Origin of the sequence: Micromonospora sp. NPDC049240 (assembly GCF_040647835.1) — a bacterium.
Classification (GTDB): Bacteria; Actinomycetota; Actinomycetes; order Mycobacteriales; family Micromonosporaceae; genus Micromonospora.
Genome location: NZ_JBEZCX010000023.1, coordinates 62,655 through 80,297, shown reverse-complemented (window position 1 = coordinate 80,297; position 17,643 = coordinate 62,655). Strand labels below are relative to the sequence as shown.

Annotated in this window: 16 protein-coding genes; 11 read left to right on the top strand and 5 right to left on the bottom strand. The window is 71.7% G+C overall.

Annotated elements, in window-relative coordinates; translation table 11 throughout:
* The first annotated feature begins 8 nt into the window (after window positions 1-8).
* Genes AB0B02_RS27640 through AB0B02_RS27630 form a run of 3 tightly spaced genes read left to right on the top strand, consistent with a single transcriptional unit; the run spans window position 9 to window position 2,046 of the window.
* Window positions 9-548 carry a phosphatase PAP2 family protein gene (locus AB0B02_RS27640; RefSeq protein WP_281940100.1) on the top strand — a complete coding sequence of 180 codons (540 nt, stop codon included), beginning with the start codon at window positions 9-11 and terminating at the stop codon, window positions 546-548.
* A gap of 34 nt (window positions 549-582) precedes the next feature.
* On the top strand, window positions 583-1,266 hold the full coding sequence (locus tag AB0B02_RS27635) for a VTT domain-containing protein (RefSeq protein WP_281940102.1): 684 nt from the start codon (window positions 583-585) through the stop codon (window positions 1,264-1,266).
* 33 nt (window positions 1,267-1,299) lie between these two features.
* A complete protein-coding gene (locus tag AB0B02_RS27630; RefSeq protein ID WP_281940104.1) occupies window positions 1,300-2,046 on the top strand; it encodes an ABC transporter permease in 747 nt (248 codons plus the stop codon).
* Here AB0B02_RS27630 and AB0B02_RS27625 read toward each other — a convergent pair.
* A complete protein-coding gene (locus AB0B02_RS27625) occupies window positions 2,039-2,290 on the bottom strand; it encodes a DUF2750 domain-containing protein (RefSeq protein ID WP_281940107.1) in 252 nt (83 codons plus the stop codon). The two genes, AB0B02_RS27630 and AB0B02_RS27625, sit on opposite strands and share 8 nt — an antisense overlap.
* A gap of 381 nt (window positions 2,291-2,671) precedes the next feature.
* Here AB0B02_RS27625 and AB0B02_RS27620 point away from each other — a divergent pair, with 381 nt between their 5' ends.
* Window positions 2,672-3,055 (top strand): hypothetical protein, encoded by a 384-nt coding sequence (locus AB0B02_RS27620; protein WP_281940108.1) that lies wholly within the window; start codon window positions 2,672-2,674, stop codon window positions 3,053-3,055.
* 556 nt (window positions 3,056-3,611) lie between these two features.
* Window positions 3,612-4,874 (top strand): choice-of-anchor A family protein, encoded by a 1,263-nt coding sequence (locus AB0B02_RS27615; RefSeq protein WP_357305189.1) that lies wholly within the window; start codon window positions 3,612-3,614, stop codon window positions 4,872-4,874.
* Between the two features lie 205 nt (window positions 4,875-5,079).
* Here AB0B02_RS27615 and AB0B02_RS27610 read toward each other — a convergent pair whose 3' ends face one another.
* From AB0B02_RS27610 to AB0B02_RS27595, 4 genes are all read right to left on the bottom strand, one after another.
* Complete coding sequence (locus tag AB0B02_RS27610) at window positions 5,080-7,884, bottom strand: BTAD domain-containing putative transcriptional regulator (RefSeq protein ID WP_357305092.1); 2,805 nt, start codon at window positions 7,882-7,884, stop codon at window positions 5,080-5,082.
* A gap of 226 nt (window positions 7,885-8,110) precedes the next feature.
* Window positions 8,111-9,064, bottom strand: a complete 954-nt coding sequence (locus AB0B02_RS27605; protein ID WP_357305089.1) for a hypothetical protein — start codon at window positions 9,062-9,064, stop codon at window positions 8,111-8,113.
* Between the two features lie 32 nt (window positions 9,065-9,096).
* Window positions 9,097-9,927, bottom strand: a complete 831-nt coding sequence (locus tag AB0B02_RS27600; RefSeq protein ID WP_357305086.1) for a peptidoglycan-binding domain-containing protein — start codon at window positions 9,925-9,927, stop codon at window positions 9,097-9,099.
* Window positions 9,924-10,124 (bottom strand): hypothetical protein, encoded by a 201-nt coding sequence (locus AB0B02_RS27595; RefSeq protein ID WP_357305083.1) that lies wholly within the window; start codon window positions 10,122-10,124, stop codon window positions 9,924-9,926. Before AB0B02_RS27595 ends, AB0B02_RS27600 begins: the two co-directional genes overlap by 4 nt.
* A gap of 604 nt (window positions 10,125-10,728) precedes the next feature.
* Here AB0B02_RS27595 and AB0B02_RS27590 point away from each other — a divergent pair.
* The 6 genes from AB0B02_RS27590 (at window position 10,729) to AB0B02_RS27565 (ending at window position 17,637) form a co-directional block, all read left to right on the top strand.
* Window positions 10,729-10,872, top strand: coding sequence for a hypothetical protein (locus AB0B02_RS27590; protein ID WP_357305080.1), 144 nt, complete (start codon window positions 10,729-10,731; stop codon window positions 10,870-10,872).
* 97 nt (window positions 10,873-10,969) lie between these two features.
* Window positions 10,970-12,781: a radical SAM protein gene (locus AB0B02_RS27585; RefSeq protein WP_357305077.1), complete on the top strand. Its 1,812-nt coding sequence runs from the start codon at window positions 10,970-10,972 to the stop codon at window positions 12,779-12,781.
* Window positions 12,778-13,962 (top strand): radical SAM protein, encoded by a 1,185-nt coding sequence (locus AB0B02_RS27580; protein WP_357305074.1) that lies wholly within the window; start codon window positions 12,778-12,780, stop codon window positions 13,960-13,962. Before AB0B02_RS27585 ends, AB0B02_RS27580 begins: the two co-directional genes overlap by 4 nt.
* Entirely contained in the window at window positions 13,959-15,752 is a 1,794-nt protein-coding gene (locus tag AB0B02_RS27575; protein ID WP_357305071.1) for a YcaO-like family protein, read from the top strand. The genes AB0B02_RS27580 and AB0B02_RS27575 overlap by 4 nt, the downstream gene beginning before the upstream one ends.
* Window positions 15,753-15,917: 165 nt before the next feature.
* Window positions 15,918-16,427: a nitroreductase family protein gene (locus tag AB0B02_RS27570; protein ID WP_357305068.1), complete on the top strand. Its 510-nt coding sequence runs from the start codon at window positions 15,918-15,920 to the stop codon at window positions 16,425-16,427.
* Window positions 16,428-16,476: 49 nt separating this feature from the next.
* Window positions 16,477-17,637, top strand: coding sequence for an insulinase family protein (locus AB0B02_RS27565; protein WP_357305065.1), 1,161 nt, complete (start codon window positions 16,477-16,479; stop codon window positions 17,635-17,637).
* Window positions 17,638-17,643 lie beyond the last annotated feature (6 nt).

Sequence of the window (17,643 nt, the reverse complement as noted above, 5' to 3'; positions counted from 1 at the left end):
GGGGAGCGATGAACTACCACCTGTTCCAGATTGTCAACGACACAGCCGGCCGCAGCGACCTCGTCGACGATCTCTTCGAGTGGTCGGCGGTGTGGCTGATCTACGTCCTCGCCGCCGCGGCGACCATACCTGTCCTGGCTCACCTGCGGCAGGGGCGCGCCGCCCTGGCGCGCGTCGTTGTCTCCCTCGGGCTGGCCTTCGCCGTCGGGCAGGCCGTCGCCGCGCTCAGCACCGAGGTACGGCCATTCCAGACCCACCCCGTGCACCAACTGATCCCGCACGCCGCCGGAGCGTCGCTGCCCAGCGACCACGCCATCGCGGCCTTCGCGGTGGCCTTCGCCGTCGGGGCGTTTCTGTCCCGCCGATGGGGGGTAGCGCTGAGCGTGCTCGCCACCATCATCGGCTTCGCCCGCGTCTGGACTGGCGTGCACTACCCCGGGGACATCCTCGCCGGCGGGCTCATCGCCGCCGGGGCAGTCGCCACCACCGGCGTCGTCGGCCGCGCCTACGACCGCCGTGCCAGCCGCCGCCTCGACGCCACCGCCTGAGGACCACCCCGCCCCTCGTACCGGAGGTCATGCCATGTCGCCTCAAGCGCTCGTCGCCGCGGGCCCCCGCTTCATCGACCCGGAATGGCTGATCTCCACCTTCGGGCTGATCGGGATCCTCGCGATCATCTTCGCCGAGTCCGGGGTGCTCATCGGGTTGTTCCTGCCCGGCGACTCGCTGTTGTTCACCGCCGGACTCCTCGTCGCCGACGGCCGCTACCTGCACCAGCCGCTCTGGCTGGTCTGCCTGCTCGTCGCCGTCGCCGCGATCGCCGGTGACCAGGTCGGCTACCTGTTCGGCAAGCGGGTCGGCCCGAGCCTGTTCCGTCGCCCCAACTCCCGGCTGTTCAAGCAGGAGAACGTGCACCGGGCCAACGCCTTCTTCGCCCGCTACGGCGCCCGCTCGATCGTGCTGGCCCGCTTCGTACCGGTCGTGCGCACCTTCACCCCTGTCGTCGCCGGCGTCAGCCGGATGCACTACCGCACCTTCGTCACCTACAACGTCCTCGGCGGCCTGCTGTGGGGAACCGGCGTCACCGTGCTCGGCTACTTCCTCGGGCAGATCGCCTTCGTCAAGGCGAACATCGAGTTCATTCTGATCGCCATCGTGCTGGTCTCCGTCCTACCGATCGGCATCCAGTTCCTGCACTCCCGCCGCCGCTCGGCAACCCCGGCCCCCGAGGCGACCATGACCGGAAACGCCTCCCGCACCGACTGAACGCCGCATCGGCGCCGAGGCGACACTGGCCGGGTGAACTCGACGATGCTGGTGCTCGGGCCGAGACTCGCCGTCGCACTGGTGCTGCTGACCGCAGCCGCAGCCGCCATCGCCGCCGTCGGACGGCTCGGGCACGGCAGACAGATCGCCGTCGCCGCCGTCCGCGCCGCGCTGCAACTGACCGCCGTGTCCCTGGTGATCACCGCGATCGTCGGCTCGCTGTGGGCCACCGGTGCGTTCGTGCTGCTCATGTGCGCGGTCGCCGCCGGCACCTCCGGCCGGCGGATCACCGGCGGGCCGTACGGCTGGTGGGCGGGAGTCCCGATCGCCACCGCCAGCCTGACCGTCGTCGCCGCGCTGCTGATGGCCGGGCTGGTGCCCCTGCGCGGCATCGCGATCATCCCGATCGCCGGCATCCTGACCGGCGGCGCCATGACCGCCACCAGCCTCGCCGGGCGACGCTTCAACGACGATCTGCACAACCGGCGCGGCGAGGTCGAAGCCGCGCTCGCGCTGGGCCTGCTCCCCCGCGACGCCCGACTGCTCGTCTGCCGGCCCGCCGCCAGCCAGGCACTCATCCCCGCCCTCGACCAGACCCGCACCGTCGGCCTCGTCACCCTCCCCGGCGCCTTCGTCGGCGTCCTCCTCGGCGGCGCCAGCCCGCTGACCGCGGGCATCACCCAACTGTTCGTCCTCGTCGGCCTCCTCGCCGTCGAAGCCGCCGCCACAGTCCTCACCATCGAGGTGATGGCCCGGGGGCGGCTCCGTCCGGTCAGTTGACGCCGTCGAACTGATTGAAGGTCGCCAGCAGGGGCCCGGTCCAGTTGAGGCCTATCCGGTAAGCCTCATTGGCGAGTTCCGGGAGCTCGTCCTTGCGCCACGCCTCCAGGGAGATGGGGACAGGCCGCAGGTCGTTGCCCCAGACGTCGGCCGCTCGCTGAGCACCAGCCTGGGACGACCAGTACGGCATGGCTCGGGTGCCGCTGGAGGTCTTGGGAGCGGGACTTCCCTGGGCGTCACGCACGCGGTTTGGTGACCAGCAACCTCACGGAAGAACGCCGCTGCCTGGCTACCGCTCTGGCTCACGAGCGGTGAGGCTAGCAGCACAGATCCCCAGACTGTCAGCGGTAGAAACCACTGAACCGTTGTCGCCGCAGCATCAGCGCAACGGCTCTGGCCGGAGGTGACGTCGACCGGGGGTGTCGCGGGGCAGCCCGGAGGCGACTTCCCGGCGCATGGATCTGCCGCGCATGGCGCCGCGTGGAGCAGTGATGCTCCCCGCGTACCGCGCCTGCCGGTGTTCGGCTGGGAGCCGTCATCTCGGAACTGGATCAAGGGTCGGGGCCCAGGTGGCCAAATCATGATCATGGCCGGTTGTAGTATGTGGATTCGCTCAGTGTGGGGGATGGTCGACTTCGAGCGGCCGTACTGGGCTGGTGAACATCCGGTCGAACCGGTCCCGGGATGGTCCGACGAGGGTCCTTGTCCGCTGCCGTTCCATCCGCTGGAGTTGGGCGAAGAAGCCCTGCGCGCCTTGTTCGGTTTCGTCATCGAGGGTTTCCCGGAGCCGGACGACACCGAGGCGCACGCCGTTCGCATGTACGAGTTTCGCGTCGTTGACCCGTCCGCTGACGAACAGGCGGCACGCGAGGCGGCCTACCAGCAGGCGCTGCGTGGCATGGGGCCGCCCCGGTTGTTCCGGCTGGGCTCGGACGGGACGATGCGCGAGATCAGCTGGGATGAGTTCTCGGGCCGTCCAGCTCAGGAGGACTCGCACACTCCACAGTGATGTCCGGGCACGCATGAGGTAGGCGGCGTGGATGCCCGCGATGGCGCCCAGGCGGTTCGCTTGGCGCTGCAGCACGACAGCACTGGCATGGACATCTTCGTCATCGCCAACGCCGACACCGTCATGAACCGCCCCAGCAGCGAACTGGCCGCACAGTTCTTCCGGCGTCCCCTACTGTCCTTCGACAGGGCCCGCCGCGTCCTGGGCTACGAACCCCGCCACTCCCGGCGGGCCGTCACCGCGTTCTTCCCGCCAGTCGCCGCCGCAGACCTGCCGAACGCCGATGGGCTCAGTCGACTCCCGGAAGGTTGGGCGATTCGCTCGGAGGGCCCGGCGGCCCGTGACGCGCCCCGTGCTTCGGGTGGCACGGTCCGGTGCATGCGGGCGCTCCACGATCGGGTGAACGGGCGACGGTTGGCGTCGACGGTATGTTCCTATCTCGATACCTTCCCTGCATTTGGTCAGAGAAAGGTATGTCATGACCACATTGGCGAAGCGCGCCCGTCACGTCGTCGTCCTGCCCGTCGTCGGTGTCGCCACGGTGATCTCCGTGGCGATGTTGGCTGGCGCCTCCCGCGCCGAACCGCGCCAGCCGGTGAATCCCGTGGCCGGTACGCAGGGCTTTCTGGTCATGACCGAGGGCAATGCGCGGCTGGTCGGGGCCGAGAACGAGGGCACGGTCGCGGTCGGTGGTGACCTCAGCTTCGGCAACTATCAGGTGGCGCTCCAGACCGCCGGATCTTTCGTGGTGCCACCCGACACCAACCCCACCGCCCTGGTCGTCGGTGGTCGGGTGGACTTCGCCGGCAGCGTGCCCGGCTCGCGGCTGCAGATTCTGCAGAACGGCTACGTCAAGGTCGGCGACCTGACCGGCACGTACGTCCGGGACACCGACAACAACGGCGCAGCGGTCAACACTCGCGTGCTGCCCGCCGACGACTACGACGCATCTCCCCGGGTCGAGCTGGTCACCCGTCAGCCCGTGAGTAGCGTCGGCCCGGCCTCGCCCATCGACTTCGCGTCCGCGTTCACCGGCTTCCGCCAGACCACCGCCGACCTCGCCATCTGCGAGCAGAACGTGGTGCTGCGCACCCCGAACGGAGATCCCCTACCCCGGCCGATCCCGCCGGGCAGCAACGCGGTCGTCACGCTCACCCCCGGGGTGACGAACGTGCTCAACCTGACCGCCACCGACCTGGCGAACATAGCCGTGCTCACGTTCGCCGACCAGCCCGCCGCGGACACTCCACTGCTGATCAACGTAGACACCAGGGACGTCGGTGACCAGTTCATCTGGCGCGCGCCGAACTTCGCCGGGATCGGCGGCCAGCAGGCCCGCTACGTGCTGCTGAACTTCCCCACCGCGACCTCGATCACCCTGACCCCGGACAGCGCGACGATCGAGGGCACCCTCTACGCACCAAACGCCGACCTGACCGCGACCACCCAGAGCAACATCGAGGGCAGCATCATCTCGCGGACGTTGACGCATGACGGCGGCGAGATCCACGACTTCCCGTTCTCCAGCACCCTGAACTGCGTGTCCACCTCACCCACGGCGAGCCCGACCACACCCACCGCCAGCCCTACGTCCAGCCCGACCGTCAGCCCCACGTCCAGCCCGACGAGCGGTCCCACCACCGGGCCGCCGATCAGCCCGACCTGGCACCCCTCCTATGACCCGACACGCCGGCCTCATCCGCCGCTGCCCGTGACCGGTGCCACCGTGTGGCCGCTGCTCGGTGTCGGCGCCGTGGCGGCCGGCAGCGGAGCTGGACTTCTGCTTCTCGCGAGGCAACGCCGACGCGAGGCCAACTGACACCATCGATCGGGTGGAACTCCCGCTCGCACGCCGATGCGTGAGAGCGGGAGTTCCATCCGTAGGGGGCGTACGAACCCGCCGGGCCGGCCAGCGGTGGGACCCGGATGGTTACGCAGCTGCCAGGAAGCAACGGTGTCCGCGCAGCGTGACCCAGTGTCGCGGTCACGGCTGGGCCTACTGCTGCCGACTTCCCTTCGCGTCTTCAGCGCTGGCCGGCCGCTCGCCGGGGCGTGGCGGGAACGCGGAGCGCGGTCAGCGCGCGGCGTACCTCGTCGGCGCCGATGGCGTCGCCGGTCTGCTCGGAGATGGCGAGCGCGTGGTGCAGGTCGTCGCGGGCCGTGAGCTGCTGGCCCGTGTCGCGGTGCACCTTCGCCCGCACGGTGAGCACCCGCCATTCCGCCTCACGGTTGCCGGTGTCCCGGGCGGCGGTGAGGGCCCGGTCGAGCCATCCGTACGCCTGCCGGTACCGGCCGCTGCGGGCGTACGCCTGGCCGATGGTCAGGATGGTGATGCCGAGGCCCAGTTCGTCGCCGATCTCCTGGCGCAGCCGCAGACTCTCCTGGAGGTGGACGAGCGCCGCGTCGGACTGGTCGAGTTGCAGCAGCACGTCGGCGAGATTGTTGAGGGTTACGCCTGTCCGCCGCCGGTCGGCGCGCCGGCGGTGGAGGTCGAGGGCTCGCAGGAAGGCCGCCCGGGCCTCGTCGAGGCGGCCGGCGGCGGCGAGTAGGACGCCGAGGTGGTCGAGGGTCACCGCCACCGCCTGCGTGTCGTCGTCCGCCTCCCGCAGGGCGAGCGCGATCAGGAGGTTGTTGACCGCCCGGTCGGTCTCGCCCAGCCGGGACTGGGCCACCGCGAAGTAGGTGAGCGCGGTCGCCTCGTCCGGGCGGCTGCCCAGCCGTCGGGCGCACCGCAGCGCCCCCTGGGCCACCTCGCGCAGTTCGCGGTAGTACCCCCGCATGGGGAGGAACGGGTACAGCTCCGCGCACAGTCGGACCGCGAACAGGTCGCCCTCGGCGGTGCCGTCGCGGGCCGCCGCGCGCGCGGCGGCGACCAGGTTCTCCCGCTCCCGGTCCAGCCAGCGCAGGGCCTCCCGCTGGTCGGTGAAGGTCACGATGGGCCGCGCCTCGACGAACCCGTCGGCCGGTCGGTCGGGAACGCGCCGAAGGTGGTCGCCGGCCCGTCGCGTGGTGCCGAGCCAGTGGCACCGGGCGGCGTGGATTGCCGCCGCGCGGGTCGTCGGGTCGCGCCGGCCGCGCTCCATCGCGTAGAGCCGGACGAGATCGTGCAGGCGGTAGCGGTCCGTTCCGCACGCCTCGACGAGGCCGGCGGCGGCCAGCCGGTCCAGCAGCGCGCGCACCTCACGGGCGTCGGCTCCGGTGAGCACCTGGGCCAGTTCGAGACCGACCGCCGGGGGGCAGACCATGCCCCAACGGTCGAACAGGTCCATCGCCTCGGGCCCGCCGGGCCGTTCGGTGAGGACGTCTGCGGTGACCGCGAGGCTGGCGCGGACGGCCAGGTCGTCGCAGCTCAGCTCGTCCAGCCGGAACTGCTCGTCGGTGAGCCGGGCGACCATGTCGGCGAGGGTCCACTCCGGGCGGCTGGACAGCCGGGCTCCGACGATCCGCAGCGCGAGCGGAAGGTGGTCACACAGGTCGGCCAGCACCCTCGCCTCCTCCGGGGCCGCGATGATCCGTTCGGTCCCCGCATGCCGGGCGAGCAGCACCACCGACTCGTCGGGGGCGAGCGCGCCGACGGCGAGGTGGGCCACATCCAGCGTCGGCAGCGCCGTGCGGCTGGTCACGATGACGGTGGCGGTGCCGAGCACCGACAGCAGCCGGCGCACCTGGCCGGCGTCGAGCACGTTGTCCAGGACCAGGAGCATCCGCCCGTCGCCGACCCGCGCCTGCAACTCGGCCGCCTCCGCGGCCGCGGTGCCGCCCGAGCGTTCGCCGCCGAGCGCGCGGAGCAGGCTGCCGGTGGCTTCCTCGACCGTCATCGGGGTCAGCCCGGGGCTGCTGCCGCAGAAGTCGAGGTAGAGCTGGCCCCGCGGGAAGGACGGGGCGAGCCGGGCGGCGGCGGCGCCGGCCAGCGCCGACTTGCCGACCCCGGCCGGGCCGTGCAGCACGATCGCGCCGGCCCTGCCGAGGGTCGCCTCGATCTGGTTCAGCAGGCACTCCCGGCCGATGAGGACGACCGCAGGGGGGAGACTGGACGGCGCGGTGCGCGGTGACGCGTCGCCGGGGGCGGCATCGGGACGGCCGGGCGCCGCCGGCGCGCGTTCGAGCAGACCCCGCTCGATCTCCCGCAGAACCATCCCCGGGCCGCGGCCGGCACCGGCGCGTAGCGCTGCGTCCGCGGCGGCCAGGGCGGTCATGGCCTCGGCCCGCTCGCCCAGCCGGACGAGGGCCTGAGCCAGGGCCTCCCAGGCGGACTCACGGGCCGGCCGGTCGGCGAGCAGCGATCGCAGCGCGGCGACCGCAGCGCGGTGCTGGCCGGCCTCGGCGCAGGCGGCGGCGTGCCGCTCCACCGACACCCATCGACTCTCGTCGAGCGCGTCGAGGCTGTGGCCGAGCGCCCCGAAGCGGGGCAGCCCCTCGGCCGCCTCGCCCCGCCAGCGCCGCAGCCCGGCGGCGAGGGCCTGCGCGGACTGCTCGGGGCGTCCGCGACCGACCGCGTCCAGGGCGTCGCGAATGTCGACCTCGAACCCGTCGAGGTCCAGCTCACCCGCCTCGACGGCCAGCGCGTAGCCGGCGTTCACCCAGACCAGCCGGTCCCGGTGGGGACCCAGCAGGCTGCGCAGCCGCGTCACGTACGTCCTGAGGTTGCCCGACGCCGACGGCGGCGGCTCGTCCCACAGGTCGCCCAGCAGCCGCTTGGTGGAGACCCGCCGCCCACGGTTCAGCAGCAGCGCGGCCAGCAGGAGCTGTGTCCGGCCGGCCGGCAGCGCGACCGCGTTCCCGTCCAGGTGCATGGTCACCGGCCCCAGCAGGCCGAATGCGACTGTCATAACCCGCGACCCCCCATACCCTCGGAGATCCGATTGCCGGCCGTGCGAGCCTAGCTTGATCTTCGGGCTGTTCGGGATGGGAGGGGATTCAAAGTCTTGGTTTCCTGATGCCTGTCGGGTGGGGGCGCGACGCACCGCCGGGTGCCGCGGCAATGCTCGTAGGGAGCATCGCCGGCGACACCCGGCGGGTGGCGGTCGACAGGTCCTCTCGGGTGGACCGGTCGCCTCAGTAGTTGACGTAGGCGGTGATGGCGATGTGCTCGGAGTACGCGCCACCGGTCGCCGTCGGGCTGATGTGGGCGGCGTTGCTGAAGCCGCCGCCGCTCTTGGCCAGCATGAAGTCGATCCGCCGGGAGCCGTTGGTGTCGTACGCCGAGGAGCAGTCGCGGCTACCGCACTTCTCCGCGATCGGGTCGCGGTAGCCGAGCGCCTTGGCGTCGTCCCACCAACCCTTCGTCTGCGCCTCGGTGTTCATGTCACCTGCGACGATCTTGAGGTCCCCACCGAGGCGGACCATCGCCTCCTCGGCCTCGGACATGTTCTCGTCGGCGCAGTCGGGGCCGTTCCAGGTGTTGGTGGGCCAGTGGATCGAGGCCACCGAGACGTCCTGGTTGCGGACGTTGTCGTGCAACCGGACGCCGATGTTCTCCACCCGGTCCTGACTGCTGGAGGTGGGCTCCAGGTTCTTGCACCCGCCGGTCTTGTTCTCGGGGGCGTCGGAGCGCCAGCGGGTCTCGGCCTCCTGGGTGAACCGGTCCGAGCGCCAGATCACCGCGTTGGTCTGCTGGTTCTTCATCTTGCCGCAGGTGCTGGTGTAGCCCATGGAGCCCGGGCTCGCGATGGCGATCTCGCCGGCGTAGGTGCCCGGCAGGTCGGCGCTGAGCCGAGCGAGGAGGGTGTTGAGCTGCGTCTGGTTCGAGATCTGCTGGACGGTGAAGATGTCCGGGCTCAGCGGCCGGCCCTTGAGGTAGGTGAGCAGCCGGTCCCAGATGTAGCCGTCGGCGCACGAGGCCGGCAGCCAGTTCTCGATGTTGTTGTTGTAGACCACCAGGTAGTTCGGCGACGTGTTGACGGCGGCCTGGGCGGCGGTGGCGCCGGTGAGGCCGACCGCCGCGGTCATCAGGGCCGTGCCGAGCACGGCGACGGCGCCGCGCGCGAGGCGACTGTTGCGAATGGACATTGTTCCTCCTGGTCATGCTGGTGCGATGGCGGTCAGAGCGACCGCTGGTATTCCTCCCAGGTCCGCTTGGCGACCACCGGGCCGTCGTCGGGGCCCCGGTTGGCCAGGCCGTTGCGGCCGAGGTAGTAGTCGCCGGCCTGGTTCTGCGCGCCGGTCGACTGGTCGGTGTCGGCAAGCGCGACGGCGTGGATGTGGTAGCCCCAGTCCCCCTGGGCGGGGGTGCGCAGCCAGGCCGCGAAGCCCACCGTGCGCAGCCGGCGCAGCACGTCCGTCCGCGTGGCCGAGGAGAGGCCGCTGACCGACAGGTCGAGCGCGCCGCCGCCGTCGTGGGTGCCCGCGGACGCGTCGACACCCGAGTTGTACGAGCCCTGGGTGATGCCGAGCTGGCGACCGAGTAGGCGCTCGGCCTCCAGCAGCATGGCCCTGGTCCGCGTGTTGATCTGCACGCCGCGCAGGGTCACGACGCTTCCGGGCGAGAGGGCCCGGACGACGGTGAAGCGCCCGTCGCCGAGCGCCCGAAGCGACGACGGGCCGGGCAGGCCGGTGGCGTCGAGGCCGGTGTAGCCGAGCGAGCGCTGGTACGCCGCGTACGCGGCGACGGTGCTGGTGCCGAAGTGCCCGTCCACGTAGGGGGTCGACAGCAGTCCCTTGGCCTGGAGCGCGCGCTCGACCAGCAGCACGCTGTCCTTGGCGCCCTCGGTGAGGGCGGTGTCCGCGCGTCGGGGGTCGATCTGGGCCGCCTTGATGAGCGCCTCCATGTCGACCTCGGGCAGGGCGGCGGATGCCGGGCCGACGGCCGCCGGTCCGGTGGTCGCCAGGGCGAGGACGGCGGCGCCGGCGAGCAGCTTCCTTCTGGCGATCATGCGTGCTCCGTCGAGGCGGTGGGGGCGGTTGCCCGGTCAGCAGCGCGGCACGCCGGGCTGTGGTTGGTGCGTGTCTGCCCGGACCAGCTCTGTTCGCAGGGAAACGGCACCATGAGCACCGGGGCCGCCAGCGCCGGCATGCTCACGGCCACGGCGAGCAGCCCCATCGCGAGCAGGCGCACCAGACGTCGCTTCATCCGACCCGCCCGGCGGGGCGAGCGTTAGTAGATAGATGTGGGCGCATGCCGCACGACTCTTGGTGGGCGTCTGATCGGAGTCAAGGCGGCTGCCCACGATGAGCGCGGAATGTGCCGGGAATGTGCGGGGGCGGCGACCGCCCCGGCAACGCGATGGCCGGATCAGAGTTTGTCGATGCCGGCATGCTCGGGACTCGACAGCACGATCGACATCGCTCCGCGGAGTGCCACCGGCTAGGTCGAGGGGCGTCGGAAGGGCGGTTGACGAGGAGCGGCTCGAAGCGGAGGGCCGTGGTTGCCGACCGTCCCGTAACACCTGCGGGCGGGCGGATCGGGAATGCCGACGAGGGCCGATCTCGGCGCGGCGTCAGAGTGCGACCTCGGTGGCAGGCGTGGCGGTCTCATTGCGGAGAGTAGCGGATCTTCCGATGCGTGCCGGGCGGCTTCCGCTGAGTTACGACTCAGTAGCCGCACCAGCATGCACTGCGGGACCACATCATGGAACTAGGGGTTCACCTGGGCGAATATCTATCGTACGTTGCCGTTCACAGCTCGTGGCGTGGATCACGAACTGACCTGTAGTGCGGAAGGCAAGGTGATTGCGATGTCCACCATGACCGACGCGGCCATCACGGAGAGTGCCGCCCTCGAGCTCACGGACACCACCGAGGTCGAGGTGGTCGAGATCGAGTTCGACGAGCTGGGGCGCTTCGAGTCGCTCTCGATGTGCTGCAACGTCGCGTTCTGACCGACCTGGTCTGAGCAGTACGAACGCCGGCGGGACGGAGCAACCGGCCGGTACGCCCCGTCCCGCCGGCACCCGACGCTCGGAGGAGAGCCCCGCCGTGCAGACCTCCCTGATCTTCCCCCCGGCCACCTACTACCACATGCCCTACCTCGCTCCCTACCTGCTCAAGGGGCACCTGCACGCCAGCACTCCGGTGACCTGCCGCACCGACGACGCGAACATCCGGTTCTTCCACGCGATGTGGACCGGCGACGTCGACCTGACGGCGCTGGATCCATCGACGCCGGCGCGGGTCCGGCTCGGCCTGGAATACCTGGCCGCCCGGGGAGCGTCGGCGTGGCGGGCGCTCCGGGACCTGGCGACGTACCGGAGCACCCGGTCGGTCTCCCGGGCTTCCCGGACACTTCGCTTCGCCGACCTGGTGCTCTCCTACGACCTGCGGCACCACGACCTGACCCGGCCGGTGCCGACGCCGGAGCAGGACTGGTCCACCCTGGTCGACCGCCTGCGGGGCACCGTCCTCGGTCGGTGGCTGGCCCGGGACGTCCGGGGCGGACGCTACCGGGACTGCGCCGTGGTCTGCCTCAGCGCCGCCTACCTCGAACAGTTGGCACCGGCGCTGCTCACCGCCCGACTGCTCAAGGAACACCAGCCGGGCACCGTCGTGGTGATCGGCGGCAACGCCGTCACCCACGTCCGGCGCGAGGTGCTGGCCCACGACACGTCGTTCTGGCGGGACGTCGACTACGCCGTCGCGTTCCAGGGCGAGGAGCCGCTCAGCGCGTTGCTGACCGCGCTGGCCGAGGGGGCGACCGACGTGGACGTCGACGGTGTCGCCCGCATCCGGGACGGAGCCGTCAGCTACCGGCGCGCCGCCCCGCAGACCGGCCCCCCGGCCGGGGCGCCCGACTTCGCCGACCTCGAGCACCTCTATCCCACCCCGGAACCGATCTACCCCCTGCTGACCAGCAAGGGCTGCTACTGGGGGAAGTGCGCCTTCTGCACCCACCACGAGGGGTACGGCGACGGATACTTCAGGCTCGGCGCCGATGCCGTGGACGACGCCCTGAAGGCGATCACCGCGGTCGACGGCTCCTACCTGTACTTCGTCGACGAGGCCATCCCACCGCGGGAGATCAACGACCTGGCCCGCCGGCTCGCCGCCATCGCGGAGGCTCCGGCGACGCGGCCGACGCCGGAGCCGGCTGGTGACCGGCGGTTCCGATGGACCGCCGAGGCTCGGGTCGACAAGCCGATGCTCACCGACGCGGCCGTCCGCGCCCTGGTCGACTCCGGCTGCGTTCTCCTGGTCAACGGCATCGAGTCCGGCTCCCAGCGGGTGGCCGACCTCATGCGCAAGGGCATCCGGCTCAGCGACGTCGAGCGGCACGCCGAGCTGCTCAAACAGGCCGGCATCCCGGTCGGCTGGATGTTCTTCATCGGCTTCCCCGGTGAGACCGACGAGGAGGCCCGCGCCACCTTCGAGATGATTCGCCGAAACCGGGACCACATCTCGTACGCATCGGTCGGAACCTTCGCCCTCGAACGCGACTCGCCGGTCTGGAACGACCCCACTCGATATCAGATCAACCTGCTCGAGGCGAACGTCCCGTACGCCCTGGCGCAGAACTACACCACGGCCGGCGCTCCGGGTCCCGAGGCGGACCGGCAACGTGCCCGGCTGGACCGCCGGCTGGCGGATCTGCATGCCGAGTTCGCCGATCTCGACCCGATCTTCGAACGGGCGGTGGACCGGTCCTTCGCGATGTTCATGGCCGTGGCGCAGGACGGGCGACCCGACGTGCCGGCCGAGGTGGGGGAGCGGGCCCCTGAGTCGTTCCGGTCGCCGTCCCTGGGCCGCACGGTCTCCGTCGACCTCGACCGCTGGAAGATGAGAGTGAATCCATGACCACACAGACCATCGGTGACCTCCCGGCCGAGCTGGTGCTGGCGCCGTTCGTGAAGCTCACCGGCACCCGGCGGTACGCCGACGACACGCCCCGGGTCTACCGCCGGCTCGACCTCTGGCGCGGGGCGAAGCAGGGCGTGGCCGCCACCGACCAGATCACCCGCCTGCTCAGCCGGTTCGAACACCCGCAGTCGACCGCCGCGCTGGTGGTCTCCGCCGGGGCGCGCGCCGACGACCTGGCCCGCACGCTCGCCACGCTGGTCGAGGTCGGGCTCCTGGTGGACGTGTCGGCGATCCGGACGCCCCGGCCGTCCCTCGAACTGGAGATCACCAACCGATGCAACGCGGACTGCATGATGTGTCCTCGCCAGGAACTGCGTCCGCTCGGCGACATGAGCGAGGAGACCTTCGACCGGTTCCTGGAGTTCGCCGCCGCGATCGATGCGCCCGGGATCATCCTGCAGGGCATCGGCGAGCCCACGCTGCACCGCCAGCTGGTGCCGTGGGTCCGCCGGATGCGGGACGTCCTCGGCCCGGAGGACAGATTTCCCATCGTCGCGGTCACCAATGGCTTCCGGATGGACGCCGACACGGTGGCAGCGCTGCGTGACGCCGGTCTGTCACTGCTCAAGTGGTCGATCCACAGTCTGCGCCGCGACCGCTTCGCCAAGATTTTCGGTCGGGACAAGCGGGACGCCTCGGTGGCCAACCTGGAAGCGGCGATCCAGGTGGCCCCGGACCTGGTGGCGCTCAACTTCGTCAAGATGGACATCAACCGGGACGAGGTGGAGGACTTCTACCGGTGGATCGACGAGCGCGGCCTGTCCCGCGGCCGGCTGCGTCAGATCGAGGTCCAGGGTCGCGGTGGCACCCTGCCCATCATGCAGCTCACGTCCCGGCCGGGCGCGCCCGACCAGGCGCACTGCCTGTTCCGCAAGCAGTCGCTCTTCGTCGCCTGGGACGGGGATCTCCTGCCGTGCAGCAACGACGTGGGTAGCCGGCACCGCTACGCGAACCTGAATACGGACGACACCGACACCATCATGAACAGGTGGCGAAGCGAGCTGCTCGGCCGGCCCGCCGAGTTCCCGATCTGTGAGGGCTGCGATCACGGCAGCCGGGGGAATCTGCCGACCGACTGGCACACGCTGGCTAGCAAGGCCAGCCTGGAGCTGGCGTGACCGTCCCGGCGGTCGCGGGGGGCTTCGAGGCATGGCGAGGCATCGCCGCCGCCTGCGACGTCGTCAGCGTCGACGGCGCCGGTGCCGCGGCGCTGATCCGGCGCGGGGCGCGTGGCTGGCAGCTACGCTCGGCGTCGCCGACGGCGGTGCTGGCCGAGGCCAGTCGCCTCGCCGGCGGCGACCCGGCCACGCCGTCCGGGGCGCGGCCCGGCAGTGCGGCACCCCGGCCGGAGCACATCTTCCTCGACGGCCCCGACGAGGAGTGGCGGCTGGGTCGCTGGTCGGTGGCCGGTGATCTGGTCGCGGCCTGCCGCGGCGTCCCGACCGACGCGGTCCCGGTGGCGGCGTGCGCCCACCGGCCCGGGCCGTGGGCCGCCGCGCTGGCGGAGCTCGCCGGCGCCGTCCCGCACCAACCGGTTCTCGTGCTCGGCCGCTGGCTGGTCGTGGGGCCGGTGGTCCGAAACCGAATTGATCACAGCTGGTTCTGGTCCGTGCTGGGACAGCTCGACCCCCACCTTCCGGGTCGGGTCGACGGCGACCACCGGCTGGTGCACCCGGCCGGCCACGCGCCGGCCGCCGCGGTGGTGTCGGCTGTGGTAGCCGCCCGCGAGGTGGACCCGGACGGCGCCGACGTGCACCTGCGCGACCTGCGCACCGGATCGCGGCAGCGGGTCCGGCCGCCGCGCTCGGTGCGGCAGGCGGGCGCCACCGGGGCCGTTGACGGGCCGGTCTTTCAGCCCTGGGTGGACCTGGAGGAGATCGACGCGGCGATTCCGCTGGCGGTCGCGTTCGGCGCGGCCACCGATCCGGTACGCCCGGTCCGTTCCGCGGCGGTCTCCCCGCTGGCCAGCCTCGCCACCGCCCGAGCAGCCTTGGAGGCCGCCGAACGCTTCGCGCTCAACCGCCGGCCACCCCGGACCGTCACCTGCGCCAGGAGCGAGTTGCCCGCGGGGCAACCCGTCGTGGTGCCGGAGCCCTTCACCAGCGCGCAGCAGGCTGCCGCGGACTTCCCGCACCCCGCCGTCGACACCCGCACGCCCCGGCCCTGGACGCCCGCGAGGTCACTGGTGGACGGCAGTGTGTGCTGGGTGCCGACCGAGCTGGCCTGTCTGGTCCCGGGTGTGAGCGGCGAACGTCCGTGCGCGCCCCGCACCAGCACCGGCACGGCGGCGCACACCAGTGGGCTCCTCGCCGAACAGGGCGGCCTGCTTGAGCTGGCAGAGCGTGACCTGGTCGTCCGGCACTGGACCAGCGGGCGGGTTCACCGGCTCGACCCCGCCGTGTGGGCGCGGGAACTGGACCACGCGGCCCGACAGATCGGCCGGGAACCGTACCTGTACGTCTGTGCCGATCCGACGGTGCCGGTCTGCGTGGTCACGCTGCACGATCCGGATACCGGTGCGGCACACGTCGGCGGCTGTGCCGCCGCGTCGACGATCGCCCAGGCGGCCGCCCACGCCTTCGAGGAGGCACTGATGCTGCACCACCGCGGCGTGCCGGCCGGTGCTGCGGCTCCGCTGTCCGAACCGGTGGCGGCGGATCCGCTCGACCGGGCCGGCGCGACCGCGCTGGAGGCCGACTTTCGCTTCGACCGGCTACGTCGGCACTACCGGGCGGTCAGCGTGGACCTCGACACGACCGGCCTGCGGGCCGACGGCATCGTGGTGCGCAAAGTGGTCTCGCCGGTCGCGGTCGATCTCCCCGTTCCCGGCGGACCGCTGCCCGAGCGGCTGCTCGACGCCGTGGCGCTGCGGGGCGTCGGACGGCTGCGGCTGTTCCAGGCGGGCTGAGGTGACACGGTGCGAGATTCCGACCAGGGTGCGGCGGTGAACGACGCGGCGACGGGCCCGCGTTCGGCGGCTCTGACGTTCCACGACCTCAGCCGTCTGCCGCCGGACGGCCCGCCGGTGGCGACGCTTCGCGTGCCTCGGCAGCAGCCCGGCCGACGTCCTGCGGTGTCGCGTCCCGCGTCACAGCGACGGTTCGGCGCGGCCACGCCGGTCATCGACGCGGCGGCCCGCGCGGTGACCGAGGAGGTGTTCGGCCGGGATCGGGACGGACGCAAGGCGTACCCGTCGGCCGGCGGGCTGTACGCGGTCCGCGGGCACCTCGTTCAGTCGTACGCCGGGACGGTGCTGGCCTGCGGCGGCTTCCCGCAACCCACGGTCGGGGCCGTCGATGCCGAGGAGTTGAGGGCGCGTTCGTTCGGTCAGGTCGGCGGCGAACCGAACTGGGTGGTCCTGACCGGATGCCAACCCCGCTACGAGCACCGTTACGGCCTGCGCGGCTACCGCTATCTCCTGCTGGAGGCGGGGCACCTGGCGCAGTGCCTGCTCGACGCGGCCACCCGCGCCGGTCTCCGGGCACTGCCGATCGGTGCCTTCGACGACGAGGGCGTGATGGCGAGCATGGGTCTCGTCGGAGCGGACCAGTTGCCGTTGTACCTCATCGCGCTGGGCCGCTGAGGCCAACCTCGCGCCGACCACGACCCGCACACACCGGAGGGGAAACTTCATGCGGCCGACCATGACGCACCGCTGGCTCGAACGCCCATTGGCCAACACCTATGTCTGTCTGGCCACGGTCGGCGGGCCCGCCCTCGAGGAACTGCTGGGAGCGCCCACCGGCACCAGCCACCTGCTGGAACACCTGCTCTTCCGGCGGGTCGAGAGCGAACCGCCCGACTCGCCGTTGCGCGGTGCACGGCTGGGCATGTTCACCTCGCGGGAGACGATGCAGGTCGACGTCGTCTGCGCGCCCGAGGCCGCGCCCGGCATCGTCGACCTGCTCGAACGATGGTGGCTCGATTTCCGGCTCACCGCCCGCCTGGTCGCCGAGGAGCTTCCGGTCATCGAGGACGAGCTGGCGGAGCGTCGCTTCGAGCTGATGCCCCGGCTCTGGCCGCTGGTGTTCGACCGGTTCGCCCCGGGAAGTTGGGCGGCCCGTCCCCTGTCCGGCCCGGTCGAGGACCTCGCCGGGCTGGGTGTCGACCAGCTGTTGGACTGGCAACGCGGAGCGGCCGACCTCGGGGCCCACCTGACCGCGGTCGGGCCCCGGGACCCGTGGCGCGGCTCTGCCCGATACACCGAGCCCAAGCCGGGTGACGCCGTCACGCTGCCCGCCCTTTCCTGGACGTCGTTCACGTCGTCCGTGGCGCCACGCGCGGTGACCGGGGCCGAGCGGGTCATGGTGTGCTGTGCCCGGGAGGTGCCAGGCCGCCGGTCGCCGCACGTCGCGGCGGGCTACTGCGTCAACGGGGCGCTCGACCGGGGATTGAACGTCGAGATCCAACGGGAGTTGAAGCGACGGCACGCGATCCGTTCGATCGAGTACCGGCAGGAGTTCCTCGCCGACCGGGCCGTCGTCGTCGCCGTCACCGAGTGCCGAGGGGAGGCCGCCCCGGACGTCTGCCGGCTGCTGGAACGATCCTTCGACGTGCTGCGGCACGACACCGACGCGGCGAGCCTGGCGGCGGCCGGGGCCGGATACCTGGGGGCCTATCTGGACGATCCGAAGACTCTGGCCCAGCACGACGCCCGCGCCGGGCTGCTCGCCGTCGACGCCGGGGTCGACACGCCGGGGACGCTGCGGGAGAGTCCGGCGGAGACGATCCGAACCCTGGTCCGCGACCACGTCGCGCCGGCCGGGCCCGCGATCATCGTCAAGCGCCGGTGACGGGGT

What these genes read in the sequence shown, in the direction of transcription:
- AB0B02_RS27640 (WP_281940100.1), top strand. Translation starts at nt 9, where the DNA reads ATGAACTACCACCTGTTCCAGATTGTCAACGACACAGCCGGCCGCAGC.
- AB0B02_RS27635 (WP_281940102.1), top strand. Translation starts at nt 583, where the DNA reads ATGTCGCCTCAAGCGCTCGTCGCCGCGGGCCCCCGCTTCATCGACCCG.
- AB0B02_RS27620 (WP_281940108.1), top strand. Translation starts at nt 2,672, where the DNA reads ATGGTCGACTTCGAGCGGCCGTACTGGGCTGGTGAACATCCGGTCGAA.
- AB0B02_RS27615 (WP_357305189.1), top strand. Translation starts at nt 3,612, where the DNA reads ATGTTGGCTGGCGCCTCCCGCGCCGAACCGCGCCAGCCGGTGAATCCC.
- AB0B02_RS27610 (WP_357305092.1), bottom strand. Translation starts at nt 7,884, where the DNA reads ATGACAGTCGCATTCGGCCTGCTGGGGCCGGTGACCATGCACCTGGAC.
- AB0B02_RS27605 (WP_357305089.1), bottom strand. Translation starts at nt 9,064, where the DNA reads ATGTCCATTCGCAACAGTCGCCTCGCGCGCGGCGCCGTCGCCGTGCTC.
- AB0B02_RS27600 (WP_357305086.1), bottom strand. Translation starts at nt 9,927, where the DNA reads ATGATCGCCAGAAGGAAGCTGCTCGCCGGCGCCGCCGTCCTCGCCCTG.
- AB0B02_RS27595 (WP_357305083.1), bottom strand. Translation starts at nt 10,124, where the DNA reads ATGAAGCGACGTCTGGTGCGCCTGCTCGCGATGGGGCTGCTCGCCGTG.
- AB0B02_RS27590 (WP_357305080.1), top strand. Translation starts at nt 10,729, where the DNA reads ATGTCCACCATGACCGACGCGGCCATCACGGAGAGTGCCGCCCTCGAG.
- AB0B02_RS27580 (WP_357305074.1), top strand. Translation starts at nt 12,778, where the DNA reads ATGACCACACAGACCATCGGTGACCTCCCGGCCGAGCTGGTGCTGGCG.
- AB0B02_RS27565 (WP_357305065.1), top strand. Translation starts at nt 16,477, where the DNA reads ATGCGGCCGACCATGACGCACCGCTGGCTCGAACGCCCATTGGCCAAC.